The sequence below is a fragment of the Kribbella pratensis genome (genome assembly GCF_004366075.1).
Lineage (GTDB): Bacteria > Actinomycetota > Actinomycetes > Propionibacteriales > Kribbellaceae > Kribbella > Kribbella pratensis.
In genome coordinates, this window is record NZ_SODU01000001.1 from 3,035,286 (window position 1) to 3,049,018 (window position 13,733).

General features: G+C 68.7%; 16 protein-coding genes. 8 read left to right on the forward strand and 8 right to left on the reverse strand.

Features of this window, described 5'->3' with window-relative positions:
• Positions 1–52: 52 nt before the first annotated feature.
• The 3 genes from EV137_RS14585 to EV137_RS14595 are packed head-to-tail and all read left to right on the forward strand — an operon-like array spanning position 53 to position 2,285.
• A complete protein-coding gene (locus EV137_RS14585) occupies positions 53–940 on the forward strand; it encodes a glutamate-cysteine ligase family protein (RefSeq protein WP_134004171.1) in 888 nt (295 codons plus the stop codon).
• Complete coding sequence (locus EV137_RS14590) at positions 937–1,896, forward strand: ATP-grasp domain-containing protein (RefSeq protein WP_134004169.1); 960 nt, start codon at positions 937–939, stop codon at positions 1,894–1,896. The genes EV137_RS14585 and EV137_RS14590 overlap by 4 nt, the downstream gene beginning before the upstream one ends.
• On the forward strand, positions 1,893–2,285 hold the full coding sequence (locus tag EV137_RS14595) for an MAPEG family protein (protein ID WP_134004167.1): 393 nt from the start codon (positions 1,893–1,895) through the stop codon (positions 2,283–2,285). Before EV137_RS14590 ends, EV137_RS14595 begins: the two co-directional genes overlap by 4 nt.
• Before the next feature lie 112 nt (positions 2,286–2,397).
• Here EV137_RS14595 and EV137_RS14600 read toward each other — a convergent pair whose 3' ends face one another.
• A complete protein-coding gene (locus EV137_RS14600) occupies positions 2,398–3,681 on the reverse strand; it encodes a metal-dependent hydrolase family protein (RefSeq protein ID WP_166679868.1) in 1,284 nt (427 codons plus the stop codon).
• Between the two features lie 254 nt (positions 3,682–3,935).
• Here EV137_RS14600 and EV137_RS14605 point away from each other — a divergent pair, with 254 nt between their 5' ends.
• Both EV137_RS14605 and EV137_RS14610 read left to right on the forward strand, forming a co-directional pair.
• The gene (locus tag EV137_RS14605) at positions 3,936–4,415 is read left to right on the forward strand and encodes a pyridoxamine 5'-phosphate oxidase family protein (RefSeq protein WP_134004163.1); all 480 of its coding nucleotides are present in this window, start codon (positions 3,936–3,938) and stop codon (positions 4,413–4,415) included.
• Entirely contained in the window at positions 4,412–5,083 is a 672-nt protein-coding gene (locus EV137_RS14610) for a DsbA family oxidoreductase (RefSeq protein ID WP_134004161.1), read from the forward strand. Before EV137_RS14605 ends, EV137_RS14610 begins: the two co-directional genes overlap by 4 nt.
• A 69-nt stretch (positions 5,084–5,152) precedes the next feature.
• Here EV137_RS14610 and EV137_RS14615 read toward each other — a convergent pair whose 3' ends face one another.
• Positions 5,153–5,602, reverse strand: a complete 450-nt coding sequence (locus tag EV137_RS14615) for a pyridoxamine 5'-phosphate oxidase family protein (protein ID WP_134004159.1) — start codon at positions 5,600–5,602, stop codon at positions 5,153–5,155.
• A gap of 72 nt (positions 5,603–5,674) precedes the next feature.
• Here EV137_RS14615 and EV137_RS14620 point away from each other — a divergent pair, with 72 nt between their 5' ends.
• Positions 5,675–6,247 carry a TetR/AcrR family transcriptional regulator gene (locus tag EV137_RS14620; protein WP_166679869.1) on the forward strand — a complete coding sequence of 191 codons (573 nt, stop codon included), beginning with the start codon at positions 5,675–5,677 and terminating at the stop codon, positions 6,245–6,247.
• Here EV137_RS14620 and EV137_RS14625 read toward each other — a convergent pair.
• Together EV137_RS14625 and EV137_RS14630 are read right to left on the reverse strand one after the other, a co-directional pair.
• Positions 6,242–6,751: a GNAT family N-acetyltransferase gene (locus EV137_RS14625; RefSeq protein WP_134129153.1), complete on the reverse strand. Its 510-nt coding sequence runs from the start codon at positions 6,749–6,751 to the stop codon at positions 6,242–6,244. The genes EV137_RS14620 and EV137_RS14625 overlap by 6 nt on opposite strands.
• A 132-nt stretch (positions 6,752–6,883) precedes the next feature.
• A complete protein-coding gene (locus tag EV137_RS14630; RefSeq protein WP_134129155.1) occupies positions 6,884–8,047 on the reverse strand; it encodes an acyl-CoA dehydrogenase family protein in 1,164 nt (387 codons plus the stop codon).
• A gap of 124 nt (positions 8,048–8,171) precedes the next feature.
• Here EV137_RS14630 and EV137_RS14635 point away from each other — a divergent pair, with 124 nt between their 5' ends.
• Positions 8,172–9,509, forward strand: coding sequence for a UDP-glucose dehydrogenase family protein (locus tag EV137_RS14635; protein WP_202870921.1), 1,338 nt, complete (start codon positions 8,172–8,174; stop codon positions 9,507–9,509).
• Here the strand turns inward: EV137_RS14635 and EV137_RS14640 are convergent.
• From EV137_RS14640 to EV137_RS14650, 3 genes are all read right to left on the reverse strand, one after another.
• Complete coding sequence (locus EV137_RS14640; RefSeq protein WP_134004151.1) at positions 9,506–10,726, reverse strand: MFS transporter; 1,221 nt, start codon at positions 10,724–10,726, stop codon at positions 9,506–9,508. The two genes, EV137_RS14635 and EV137_RS14640, sit on opposite strands and share 4 nt — an antisense overlap.
• A gap of 75 nt (positions 10,727–10,801) precedes the next feature.
• On the reverse strand, positions 10,802–11,308 hold the full coding sequence (purE, locus tag EV137_RS14645; protein ID WP_134004149.1) for a 5-(carboxyamino)imidazole ribonucleotide mutase: 507 nt from the start codon (positions 11,306–11,308) through the stop codon (positions 10,802–10,804).
• Positions 11,309–11,311: 3 nt separating this feature from the next.
• Positions 11,312–12,484, reverse strand: a complete 1,173-nt coding sequence (locus tag EV137_RS14650; RefSeq protein ID WP_238175299.1) for a 5-(carboxyamino)imidazole ribonucleotide synthase — start codon at positions 12,482–12,484, stop codon at positions 11,312–11,314.
• 143 nt (positions 12,485–12,627) lie between these two features.
• Here EV137_RS14650 and EV137_RS14655 point away from each other — a divergent pair, with 143 nt between their 5' ends.
• The gene (locus EV137_RS14655) at positions 12,628–13,188 is read left to right on the forward strand and encodes a GtrA family protein (RefSeq protein WP_134004145.1); all 561 of its coding nucleotides are present in this window, start codon (positions 12,628–12,630) and stop codon (positions 13,186–13,188) included.
• A 294-nt stretch (positions 13,189–13,482) separates the two neighbouring features.
• On the opposite strand, the gene EV137_RS14660 is transcribed toward EV137_RS14655, so the two are convergent.
• On the reverse strand, positions 13,483–13,707 hold the full coding sequence (locus EV137_RS14660; protein WP_134129157.1) for a hypothetical protein: 225 nt from the start codon (positions 13,705–13,707) through the stop codon (positions 13,483–13,485).
• Positions 13,708–13,733: the final 26 nt, after the last annotated feature.

Below are 13,733 nucleotides of genomic sequence, written 5' to 3' on the forward strand. Positions count from 1 at the left end.
AAGGATACCTTCCAATATTTGACAGGAATCCTTACGGTATCAGGAGGGGACGATGGAGGCCAGGGAACTACACCCGGTGGTGGCCGGTCTGTTCGCGCGGGGGCGGCGGCGGACGGTTCGGGTCGCGATCGAGCAGGAGTACGTCGTCGCCGCGGCCGATGGCGGCGTGGTGCCGATCGAGGAAGTGCGGCGGGCGGCGGAGGGGTCGTTCGCGGCGCCGTACGTCAGCTTCGAGCCCGGCGGACAACTCGAACTGAGTCTCCCGCCGTCGCTCGATCCGATCGGCGACCTGCGGTGGCTGACTGCCGACCTCCGACGCCGGCTGGCCGGGATCACGCTGCGGGCGATCCCGGTCGACCCTCGACAGGAGGTGCCGTTGCAGTTGACCTCGGCGCGGTACGTCGCGATGCAGCGGCACTTCGACCGCATCGGGCCGGCCGGTCGACGGATGATGCGCCGTACCGCGTCCACCCAGATCTGCCTGGACTGGTGGCCGGGGCAGGCCGGCATCGAGCAGTGGCAGGTACTCAACCTCGCCGGCCCGTTCCTCGCGGCACGTTTCAACCACAGCGAGCGGCTGGCGACTTGGTTGGCGGTCGACCCGGCGCGTACCGCGTTCGACGACAGCCTGCTGCGCGACGAGGACCCGGTCACGTCGTACGCCGCCTTCGCCGCAGCCGCCACGGTCTTCGTCGACGGGCCGGTCGGGCACGTGAGCACGCTCTTCCCGCCGGTCCGCCCGCGCGGGACGTACCTCGAGGTGCGCTTCCTCGACGCTCTCGAGCCAGACGCAGTGGAGCGTGCGGTCGCCGTACTCAAGCAACTCATGTACGACGACGTACGCCGACGCGACCTACTGCGGGCACTCGAAGGGTCGTGTTCCGCACAGCTGTGGCGCGCGGCGGCGGCCGGCGTACTGGATCAGGAGGTGGCGGCATGACCGGCGTGCTGTTCGTGACCGACCCGTTGACCGGTCTGCAAGGCGATATCGACGCCAGCGTGGGGTTGATGAGTGCGACGCAGGATCTGGGTGTCGACATCTGGTGCTGCGGTCCGGAGGAACTCGCGGTCGTCGACGGGCGGGTGTGCGCGCGGGCTCGGCGGATCCGGCTGCGGCCGCGCGTCGCCGGTGGCGATCATCGATGGATCGTGGACTCGACGTGGTGGGACGAGCTCGGTACCGCGGTCGTCGACGTCGCGTCGTTCGACGTCGTGCAGTTGCGGATCGATCCGCCTGTCGACGCGCGGTACCTGCACACGACGTACCTGCTCGATCTCGTCGAAGCGGCGGGCACACGGGTGATCAACCGGCCGGAGGGGATCCGGGCGATGCACGAGAAGCTGATCGCACTGCAGTTCCCCGAGTTGTGCCCGCCGACGTACGTCGGGGCCGATCCGCAGGCGCTGCGGTCGTTCGTGCGGGGCGTCGGTACGGCGGTCGTGAAGCCGGTCGACGGGTTCGCGGGGATCGGCGTGTGGCTGGTGCGGGACGACCGGAGTGCGATCGCGTTGCTGGAATCGGCCACGCACGGCGGGCGACAGCACGTGATCGCGCAGCAGTTCCTGCCAACAGTTGCGGAAGGCAACAAGCGGTTGTTCCTGCTGGACGGCGAGATCGTCGGCGCGGTTCTTCGGCGGCCGGCCGTCGACGATTTCCGGATCGGGCCGCCGGTCGCACCGGCCGAGATCGACGACCACGACCGCGCGATCGTCGGCGTACTCGGACCGGTACTGCGCAAGCACGGCCTCGCCGTCGCTGGTCTCGACGTGATCGACGGCCGGCTGATCGAGGTCAACGTCACCTGTCCCGGCGGCATGCACAAGACCGACGCCCTGCTCGGGACCAACCTCAGCCACACCATCGTCAGCAGTCTGTTCAAGGGAGCACTCGTATGAGCACCATCACCGTTGTCTGCATTGCCCTGCTGGGCATCCTGTTGTTCCTGCTCGGAGCCAACGTCACGCGCAACCGTGCCCTCCGCGGAGGTGGCAACCAACTGCCGAGCGATCCCACGGACCGGTTACTGATCGCGGTCCGTGCGCACGGTAACGCGGCCGAGTACATCCCGACGATGATCGTGCTGCTACTGGTCTGCTCGGCGTTGTCCGACAGCTGGCTGATCGACGTACTCGCCGTCGCGGCCGTCGTCGTCCGGTTCACGCACGCGCTCGGCATGCTGCGGTCCGCCTCGCTCGCGGCGCACGGCCCGCTCCGCGATGTCGGTGCCATGGGCACCTATCTCGTCGGCCTCGCGCTCGGCGTCACCGCGATCGCGACGATCTGAACGCGGTCGGGGTGAGCGCGATCGATCCGGCGTTCGTTGAGGTAGCGGTACCCCGACCCCGACTACGCCGATCCGGCAATCCAGCCACAACTCTGGCCGGCCGGCTAAGCCTTCAGCGGGACGAGTCGGCCGTCGTGTCCTTGACGAGGGCGCCCTGTTTCATGATCGCCGCGAAGGCGGTCTCCGGAGTGGCCAGCAACTGGATGTCGTCCAGCGGATTGCCGTTCACAAGGATGAGGTCGGCGAGTGCGCCTTCCTCGACGACTCCGAGAACACCGGGGTACGGATTCCGGGCAGCGGACAGCGACAACAGTTCGGCGTTGGTGACGGTCGCCATCGTCAGCACCTCGGCCGGCGTGAACCAGCGCGTCATCTTGGCGAGCTGCTTGCCCTGCTTGGTTGCGAGCGCCGGGTCGAACAAGGTGTCGGTCCCCCAGGCCAGCCGGACGTCGTGCTTCTTCGCCAGCTCGTACGCCGTTTCCGTCCCGGTCACCATCTGCTCGAACTTCGGCCGGCTCCCCGGCGGGACAGGGGGCGCGTCCTCGTCGTCCAGGAAGGGCTGGAGCGACCACCAGACCTCGTTCTCCGCCATCAGTTCGACGGTCTCGTCGTCGAGCAGCTGACCGTGTTCGATGCACTTGACTCCGGCCCGGATCGCCTGCTGGACCGCGCGCGGCGTGTAGGCGTGCACCATCACGTAGGTTCCCCAGTTCTCCGCGGCCTCGACCGCCGCGTGCAGCTCGGCCTCGGTGTACTGCGTGACGTCCAACGGATCGTACGACGACGCGACGCCGCCGCCCGCCATGAGTTTGAGTTGCGAGGCGCCGAGCATGAGCTGCTCGCGCGCGGCCTCGAACACCGCGCTGACACCGTCGGCGATGCGGACGGCACCCACCAGCTCGGCATGACTCAGGTAGCCGGTCCGACCACGGGGGATCTCGTGCCGGGCCCGGAAGTCACCGTGCCCACCGGTCTGCGAGATCATCGCCCCGGACGGGTAGATCCGCGGCCCCGGCACCAGGCCGTCGTCGATCGCCTGCTTGAGCCCGAGCGACGGGCCGCCGGCGTCCCGGACCGTGGTGAAACCGCGCAGCAACGTGTCCCGCGCCGCTGCCGCCGCGACGATGTGTAGGAACCCGACATCACCCGTCAACGCGGTCATCAGCGGCACCGAGGCGAAGATCGCGTGCCAGTGCGCATCGATCAGTCCCGGGATCAGCGTCCGCCCTTCGCCGGGTACGACGCGCGCACGGGCAGGGATCTCGGCCGCCGGCGAGATCTTGTCGATGACTCCGTCGCGGACGACCACCTGCACCGGGTCCCCGACCCTGCCGCGACGTACGTCCAGTACTCGCACCTGATGAAACACGGTCGGCTGTCCCTGGTCCGAAGTCACGGCGTCACCTCTCGCAATGGGTTCCCATCCCGAGAGTAGGACCGTCCTACCCAGGTCTGCTCATCCGATCTGGAGGAGGAAACCGCGACTCCGGGCTGTCACACTCCTGATGACGCCGGACGCCGTCCATGGAGGACACGCGCAAGGTCAGGGGTTGGCGGTCGTCCTGCTGATCGCGGGGTGCATTCCGGAGTGTCCTTCGACGTTGCCGACGCCGGTTGAGGAAACGGACCGTGGTCCGTTAATGTGGTGACATGGAGACGCGTGCCGGACTCGACCGGATCAACGAACTCGGACAGCGGGATCATTTCCTGGCGGTTGCCATTACTCAGCGACGATCCGGTGAGCCGGCCGCATCGGTGGTGAACGCCGGGGTGCTCGACCACCCGGTGACCGGCGAGCCGGTCGTCGCCTTTGTCGCCCGCGGCCGGACGGCGAAGCTCACGCACCTGCGACGTACGCCGGCCGCGACGCTGGTGTTCCGCGCGGAGTGGGAGTGGATCGGCGTGAGCGGATCGGTCGAGCTGGCCGGGCCGGACGATCCGCTGGAAGGGATCGACGCGGAGCGGTTGCGCGTGCTGCTGCGGGACATCTACCACGCGGCGGGCGGCGTACATCCGGACCTGGAGGCGTACGACCGGGAGATGGTGGCGGATCGACGTACGGCGGTGCTCATCACGCCGGAGCGCTTCACCAGCAACCCGTCCGGCGCCGATCACCAGGAGGACGAGTGAACGTCGCACCCGGGACGATCCAGGTCTGGTCGGATCTGCTGTGCCCGTTCGCGCACGTCGCGATTCACCGGCTCCGGACGACTCGCACCGAGCTCGGGCTGGACGGCGTGGTTCGCCTGGATCACCACACGTTCGCGCTGGAACTGTTCAACGGCCCGCACTCCCGGCCAGGGACCGACAGCGAGGCGGTCGGGCTCGGTCAGCTCGCGCCGGAGATCGGGTTCCGCCTGTGGACGCAGCCCGATTGGACCTACCCGTCGACGGTGCTGCTCGCCGCTGAGGCCGTCCACGCCGCCAAGGCTCAGAGACTGCAGGCCTCCGAGGACCTCGACGCGGCGCTTCGCCGGGGTTTCTGGTTCGAATCCCGGCCGATCGGCCATCGGCAGACGATCCTCGAGATCGCGGCCGACGTCGAGTCGGTCGACGTCATCGAACTGGCCGCGGCCCTCGACGACGGCCGGGCGCGATCCGCGGTGATGGGCGACCACGCCGTCGCCGTCACCGACGCCGTACAGGGCAGCCCGCATCTCTTCCTCCCCGACGGCACCGACGCCCACAATCCAGGCATCGAGGTCCGCTGGGAAGGCCCGTGGGCCTCCGGCTACCCAATTGCCCAGAGCAACGATCCCGCTTGGCCGGAGAAGCTGCTACGCGCCGCGGCCGCGTAGTCAGGGCCGAGTAGTCAAGGCTGGGCAGTCAGGGGCTGCCCAGCCTAGGTGAACGGCGGACGAGGCGCCTCAGGCGAAGTCGTTGGTGAAGTCCGCGGTGTTCCACTGCTGCGGCTTCATCACGTAGACGAGGTCGGTCTCGGATCCGCCTGCCTCCTCCCATTCCTTCGTGTACGTCGAACCGAAGTCCTCGCCCAGGTACCGGATCGCCATCGGGAGCAGATCCTTTGCGGTGTCGGGCGAGCGGATCTCGGTGACAGGTCCTTCGACGGTCACGTAGCGGTAGGGGGTCGCCTCCGACTGGACGACGAGCACGAACCGCCGGGCGGCCTCGATCGCGACGCCTTTGCGGGACTTCGCGTTCATGATCACGGTCACGCCGGTCTCCGGCGAGTAGTCGTACCACACGGGCGCGCTGACCGGCGCACGCTCCGGATCGTCCGACGTCACAGCAAGCACACCGACACGTACGTCGGTGAGAAAGGCCTCCCGCTCGGCCCGGGTCATACGGTCTGGCATCCGAATACCTTCCTGTCTAGGTCGTTGACCTAATTGTAGGTCAACGACCTAGACGGCGGTAAGGTGCGGGGTGTGACCACCTCGTTCAGCGACCGCGGCGCGGCCCGCCGGGACGCCGTACTGGCCGTGGCGCGGAAGCTGCTGGTCGAGGAAGGGTTCGACCAGTTCGTCCTGCGCCGGGTCGCGGCGAAGGCCGAGATGAAGCTGGGAAACCTCCAGTACTACTTCGCGACCCGCGACGACCTGCTCGAGGCGCTGATCCGCGCCGAGTTCGAGCACGACCTCGCGGCCGTACGACGGGCTACCACGATCGACGGCCTGACCGAGTCCGCACGCGCCCTGGTCCGGAACTGGACAACCGGCGCGGGCGCCGTCTTCGGCACGATGTCACTGCTCGCGTACCACCACGCCCGCTTCCGCCGCCTCAACCACGAGATCTACGAGGCGTTCTACCGCGAACTCGGCGTCCTCATCCGGCGCGTCACGCCAGGACTGTCCGACCAGGAGATCCGGATGCGCGCGCGGTTGATCACGTCCGTACTGGACGGAGTCGCGATGCAGATCCACGCCGGCGCAACCAACCGCACCGAACTGACCAAGCGCGCCACGGCCCTGGTCACCAGCATCGCAACCGCGCCGTCATGACCCGGGCCTGATCGAGAACCGCCGATAATGGCTCGCGACCCCGAGGAACTCCTCGTCGGCCCCACGCCCGACCTCCGTCATCCCGAGCGACGCCAGGATCCGCACCGACGCCCGATTCGCGTTCACCGCCTCGGCCCAGATCTCCTCGAGCCCCAACTCCCGGAACCCCCAGTCGAGCCCGAGCCGCGCCACGATCCCACCAAGCCCACGCCCCCAGCGGTCGGAAGGCCCAACGACATAGCCCAGTTCCCGTCGATCCGGATCCGCCCCGGCCAGGTCGACGTACCCGATCACGTCGTCACCTAAGACCGCCGCGCGACGGAGAAGGTCCGATTTCGGGTGCTCGATCAGCGTGCGCCAGTGCGTCTCGTGCTCAGCTGCGGGCAGATCCATTGTCCAGCCGGCGTGCTCGCAGAAACGCCGGTCCCGCCCCCACAACGCATACGTCGCCACATCCGCCAACTCGAGCGGACGCAGGAACACCCGCTCGGTTCGAGACGGCATAAGAGCATCACGCTCCAGTCACGCGAACGGATAACCCCTCGAATACAGGGTTCTCTCCTCGTGTATCAGTAGAGAACCCAACACACGAGGGGATAGCCCGTCTTCTGTCGGGCGGGGTGGCGGGCGTGCCCGTCAGCTGAGGCCCTTCAGGAGTTGGCGGGCCATGACGATGCGCTGGACCTGGTTGGTGCCTTCGTAGATCTGGGTGATCTTGGCGTCGCGCATCATGCGTTCGACCGGGTAGTCGTGGGTGTAGCCGTAGCCGCCGAGGAGTTGGACGGCGTCGGTGGTGACGGCCATCGCGACGTCGGAGGCGAAGCACTTGGCGGCGGCGCCGAAGTAGGTCAGGTCGGAGTCGCCGCGCTCCGAGCGGGCGGCCGCGGCGTACGTGAGCTGACGGGCCGCCTCGATCTTCATGCCCATGTCCGCGAGCATGAACTGCAGGCCCTGGAACTCGGCGATCGCCTTGCCGAACTGCTTGCGCTCCTTGACATAGCCGAGCGCGTAGTCGAGGGCGCCCTGGGCGATCCCGAGCGCCTGCGCGGCGATCGTCACGCGGGTGTGGTCCAGCGTCGCCATCGCGGTCGCGAACCCGGTCCCCTCAAAGCCGATCATCCGCGAGGCCGGGATCCGGACGTTGTCGAAGTACACCTCGCGGGTCGGCGAGCCCTTGATCCCGAGCTTCTTCTCCGGGGCGCCGAACGAGACGCCCTCGTCGGACTTCTCCACCACGAAGGCGGAGATCCCCTTCGAGCGGGCATCCGGGTCCGTCACCGCGAAGACGGTGTAGAAATCGCTGACGCCGGCGTTGGTGATCCAGCGCTTCACGCCGTTCAGCACATACCCGTCCCCGTCCGCGACGGCCCGCGTCTTCATCGAGGCGGCGTCCGAACCGGCCTCCGGCTCGGACAGGCAGTACGAGAACATCGAGTCGCCCGCCGCGACCGGCGGCAGGTAGCGCTGCTTCACCTCGTCGGACGCGGACAGCAGCAGCGGCAACGAGCCGAGCTTGTTGACGGCCGGGATCAGCGAGGTCGAGGCGCACGCGCGGGCGACCTCCTCGATCACGATCACCGTGGCGAGAGCGTCCGCGCCGGCGCCGCCGTACTGCTCCGGGATGTGCGGCGCGTGGAAGTCCGACGCCTTCAGCGCGTCGTACGACGCCTTCGGGAACTCGGCCAGCTCGTCCACGTCCCCGGCGTGCGGGGCGACCTTGGCGTCGCAGACGTCGCGAACGGCCTCGCGGATCGCCTGGTGCTCCTCGGACAGCGCGTACAGCTCGAATGAGTTACTCACGGGTCACACAGTACGACGAACATCTCGCCGGTGGGGGGCGTCGTACGCCGAAAGTGAGCAAGAGCGCACTGTCCAGACATGAGCCGATAACCGTCCGATAACCACGATGGGTAGAGTCCCCGACATGAGTGAAGCGACCTCCCGCCCCCTGCGGATCGCCGTGATCGGCACCGGATACCTCGGCTGCAACACCTCTGCCGGGATGGCCGAATTCGGTTTCGACGTGATCGGGGTCGAGATCGACGAGCACCGGCTGAAGCTGCTGAACGACGGCAAGGCCCCGCTGTACGAACCCGGGCTGGACCCGCTGCTGAAGAAGCACGTGGACTCCGGCCGGCTGCGGTTCACCAGCGACTACACCGAGATCGCCGACTGGGCCGACGTGCACTTCATCTGCGCCGGCACCCCGCAGCTCGAGGGCAGCGAGGCGGCCGATCTGTCCCAGGTCTACTCCGTGGTCGACATGCTCGCCCCGCTGCTCACCAGGCCGACCCTGGTGGTCGGCCGGTCCACGGTCCCGGTCGGTACGTCGAAGGCGGTCGAGGAACGCATGCACCGCCAGGCCCCGGCCGGGTCGGCGGTCGAGATCGCCTGGCAGCCCGAGTTCCTCCGCGAGGCGCACGGCGTCGAGGACACGCTGCACCCGGACCGTCTGGTCTTCGGCGTCCAGTCCGCGGCCGCGGAGGCCCGGCTGCGCGAGGTGTTCGCGATGCCGATCGACGAGGGTTCGCCGGTGGTCGTCTGCAACCTGCCGACCGCGGAGCTGGTCAAGGGCGGCGCCAACGCGTTCCTGGCCACGAAGATCTCGTTCATCAACGCGCTCGCGGAGATGGCCGACGCGACCGGTGCGGACGTCACCCAGCTGGCCGAGGCGCTCGGGTACGACAAGCGGATCGGCCGCGGCGCGCTGAACGCCGGACCCGGGTACGGCGGCGGCTGCCTGCCGAAGGACCTGCGCGCGTTCATGCACCGGGCCGGCGAGCTCGGCGTCGAAGAGGTCATCACGCTGCTGCGTGAGGTCGACGACATCAACCACCACCGGCGCGCGCGGATCGTCGACCTGACCCACGAGATGCTCGGCGGCCAGTGGATCGGCAAGAACGTCACCGTGCTCGGCGCGGCGTTCAAGGCCGGTACGGACGATGTTCGCGACTCGCCCGCGCTCGATGTGGCCGGGCGGATCCAGCTGCACGGCGCGAACGTCACGGTGTACGACCCGGAGGCGATGGAGAACGCCCGCAAGGTGCGTCCGACCCTGCGCTACGCCCCCACCGCGGTCGAGGCGTGCCGCGAGGCGCACGCCGTACTGCACCTGACCGAGTGGCCGGAGTTCCGCGCGCTCGACCCGGTCGCGCTGAAGCCGGTCGTCACCGACCCGGTCGTCGTCGACGCCCGCCTCAACCTCGCCGCCGACGCGTGGCGCGCCGCGGGCTGGACCTACCGGGCACCGGGCCGGCCTTAAGCGACTGTTGCCGAGCGCAGGACCGGGCGGGTCAGTACGATGCATCCGGTGATGGTTGCTGCCACCGAGATGCCCAGGCAGACTCCGGTGATGCCGATGCCCGTCACATCGGCCAGGCTGCCGAGCAGCGGGTTCGCCACCATGATCGCGATGCTCTGACAGAGCACGACGATCGACTGCAGGCGGGACTGGAACTCACGCTCCACCGAGTTCATCAGCAGCGGCAGCACGTGACCGGTGAACATGCCGACGCCGATCCCGCTCAGCACACCGGCGGCGAACGTCAACGCCAGCGGGTCGAGCACCGAAAGGCCGAGGAGTCCGGCAGCCGCCAGCAGGAGGCCGAGCGCGGCGAAGACGCCCGGCCGGGGAAACGCGCCCCGCATCAGGATCCGTAGGGCGATCACCCCCACTCCCAGGCTCCGGCTGGCGACCAGCAGAGCGGCGGTCGTGGCGTTCCACCCGTGGTCGCGGGCGAGCAGCGGGAACAGCAGTGCGTCGAGCGGCATCAGTAGACCTGCCGCAACCGTCATCGTGATCAGCAGCGCCCGGGTGAGCGGGCGGCCGAAGGCGACCTGGATGCCGGCGCCGATCGAGCGAAGCATGCCGGCCGGCATCCGGCCGGGGGGCGCGATCGTCTTCCGCAGCAGGATCAGGACGATGATCATCACGCCGAACGTCAGGGCGTCGAAACCGCCCGCCGCAGTGAGTCCGGACCAGCTCACCAGGACGCCGCCGACCGCGGTGCCCGTGACGGCGAAGATCACGCCCGTCACCTGGAAACTCGCGAGCGCCCTCGGCACCTGCGCCGGCGGCACCAGCAGTCGCGGCATCGACCGGGACGACGGCAGGAAGAACGCGTCGATCGTTCCGACCACCAGGGCCAGGATCACCAGCAACCACACGGGTTCGCCGGCAGCCAGAGTGGCCGGGACGAGGGCCGCGGTGACCAGGAACATCGCGGTGCAGCTCACCAGCAGCACCCGTGGGGCGCCGTACCGGTCGCCGATCGCGCCACCGACGAGCAGCAGGACAGCTCGCGGGGCAGCGGCGAGCAACAGGATGAGGCCGGCGACGCTGCCCCCGTGGCGAGTGGCGGACCAGCCGATGGCAAACCTCATCGTCAGATCGCCGAGGAGGGACACGGCAGCGCCGAACAGCCAGATCCAGTAGCGGACCGGAATGCGCTGCGTGTCCGAGTCAGTGGGCGGAGTCACGATCGACGACCTTAGACGACAACCAGTGGGAACTCATGACTACCCGCCCCGTCCTGTGGAAAGCCAGTGACCGCCTCAGCCTTTACGCAGCTCTGCCGCCCCATCACGTACCGTAGCGCCCTTGGCCCGCGCCGACTCCGCGAGAGTTTCCTGGAACGCGATCATCCGGTCCCGCAACTTCTCGTCGGAGGCAGCCAGGATCCGGACCGCGAGCAGCCCCGCATTACGAGCGTTCCCGATCGAGACGGTCGCAACCGGCACTCCGGCCGGCATTTGCACGATCGACAGCAGCGAGTCCATTCCGTCGAGGTATTTCAGCGCCACCGGTACGCCGATCACCGGCAGCGGGGTCACCGACGCGAGCATCCCGGGCAGGTGCGCGGCCCCGCCGGCACCGGCGATCAGCACCTTGAGCCCTCGCTCGTGCGCTGACCGTCCGTAGTCGATCATCTCGGCCGGCATCCGGTGCGCGGACACCACATCTGCCTCAAAGGGCACGTCGAACTCGGCACACACCTCGGCCGCGGCCTTCATCGTCGGCCAGTCGCTGTCCGACCCCATCACGATGCCAATCACAGCCATGTCCTATTCGTCGATCGTGCCGGTCAGGTAATCAGCAGCATGCCGCGCCCGGGAGCGGGTCTCCTCGAGGTCGTCGCCGTACGCCGTGACATGGCCGACCTTGCGCCCCGGCTTCACCGACTTCCCGTAGAAGTGGACCTTCAGGCCCGGGTCGCGCGCCATGCAGTGCAGCAGGCCGCGGTGCATGTCCTCGACGTCGCCGCCGAGTACGTTGACCATGACCGTGTACGGCGCCCGCGCGGCCGGCGAGCCGAGCGGAAGGTCGAGCACCGCGCGCAGGTGGTTCTCGAACTGGGACGTGACCGCGCCGTCGATCGTCCAGTGCCCGGTGTTGTGCGGGCGCATCGCCAGCTCGTTGACCAGCAGCCGACCGTCCCGCGCCTCGAACATCTCGACCGCGAGGATGCCGATCACGCCGAGCTCACCGGCGATCCGCAGCGCGGTCTGCTGCGCCTGGGCGGCCCGCTCCGGCGCCAGACCGGGCGCGGGCGCGGTCACCTCGACGCAGATGCCGTCCCGCTGCACCGACTCGACGATCGGGTACGCGACCGCCTGACCGTGCGGCGAGCGCGCCACGATCGCGGACAGCTCGCGGACGAAATCCACCTTCTCCTCGGCCAGGATCGGTACGCCGCTGCCGAACGCGGTCGCGATCTGCGGGTCCTCGGGGCCGTCGACGAACCACACACCCTTGCCGTCGTACCCGCCGCGGGTGGTCTTCAGGATGACCGGGAAACCGCCGACCCGCTTGGCGAAGTCGGCGACGTCGGCGGGCGTGCCGACCACCTGGTGCGCGGGCGCCGGCGCGTCGAACGTGTCCAGCCGGGCGCGCATCACGGCCTTGTCCTGGGCGTGCACGAGCGCGTCCGGGCCGGGCCGGACCGCGATCCCGTCCGCCTCGAGCGAGTGCAGCAGGTCCGTCGGGACGTGCTCGTGGTCGAAGGTCACCACATCGCACTCCGCGGCGAACCGCCGTACCGTCTCCGGGTCCTTGTAGTCGCCGACGGGCGCGTCCGCGACCGCCTGGGCCGCCGACACCGTCGCGCCCTCGGCGAGCACGCGGAGCTGAATACCGAGGGCGACGGCCGTTTCCTGGGTCATCCGGGCCAGTTGCCCGCCGCCGACCATGCCGACCACGGGGGTACCGACGGGGAGATCCTTACGATCGAACTTCACAGCGGTGAGCCTAATGTCCATACATCATCGGGCGTACGGCGGCTGTCGCGGCACGCGGGCGATTTCGGGGTCGGACCGGTCGCCGGGTACCGTGGGAAGCTGCCCTCCCGTCGCGGTGTGATCACAGAAGGTCCCGAGGTCCGTTGAAGCTCGTCACCACGCTGTACCGCCAGTTCCAGCACTTGGTGCACGAAGTCGCCAAGTTCGGTCTGGTCGGTCTGCTCGGTCTGGTCGTCGACCTGCCGATCTACAACTGGCTGGTCTTCAACAATCCGCTGGTGCTCGCCGACTCGGGTGTCGGCATGCTGCACCACAAGCCGCTGACCGCGAAGCTGATCTCGACCACGGTCGCCACGATCGTGACGTACTTCGGCAACCGGTACTGGACGTGGCGGCACCGGGAGCGCTCCGGCCTGCACCGTGAGTACGTGCTGTTCTTCGTGCTGAACGGCATCGGCCTGCTGATCGCGGCCGGCTGCCTGGCCTTCTCGCGGTACGTCCTGGACCTGCACAGCTGGCTGTCCGACAACATCGCCGCGAACTTCATCGGCCTCGGCCTCGGCACCCTGTTCCGCTTCTGGTCCTACCGCAAGTTCGTCTTCCGTGAAGAGATCGCCCTCGACGAGGCCGAGCACACCCCGACCCCGGACTCCCCCGCCGAACTCGACGGGGAGTCGACAGGGGATCTGCCCGCGGTCCGCTGACGCCGGCTGGTCGATGACTTCCCCTCCACCGCCTCTGCCGGCGCGGTCGCGGCTCCATCCCGCGGTTGTCGTCAGCATCATTCTGGCGGTGCTGCTGGCGGGCGCCACCGTCGCCGGGATCGCGGCCGTCGGCATCGTCCGGGCCGACGCCAAGACGCAACTCGAACGCGCCGACGACCTGCAGCGCAAGCTCGACGAGGCCGCGCCGGGCGAGCAGGAACGCACGGAGGTCCTGGCGGCTGCGCGGGCGAACGTCGGCGTCCTCTTCACCTATGACTACCGAAAGCTCGACGACTACGCGGCGGCGGCCCAGAAGGTCACGACGGAGAGGTTCGGCGCCGAGTTCGCGAAAACCGTGGCCGCGATCCGTCCGCAACAGCTGAGCCAGCAGGCCGTCGCCAAGGCCGAAGTCAAGGACGCCGCTGTGAAGGACGCGACCGCCGCCACGGCCCACGTCCTCCTGTTCGTCGACACGACCACGACCACAAAAGGTGCGTCGGCGCCGAGCATCCAGCGCACCCGAGTGCAGCTCACCCTCCAGTCAG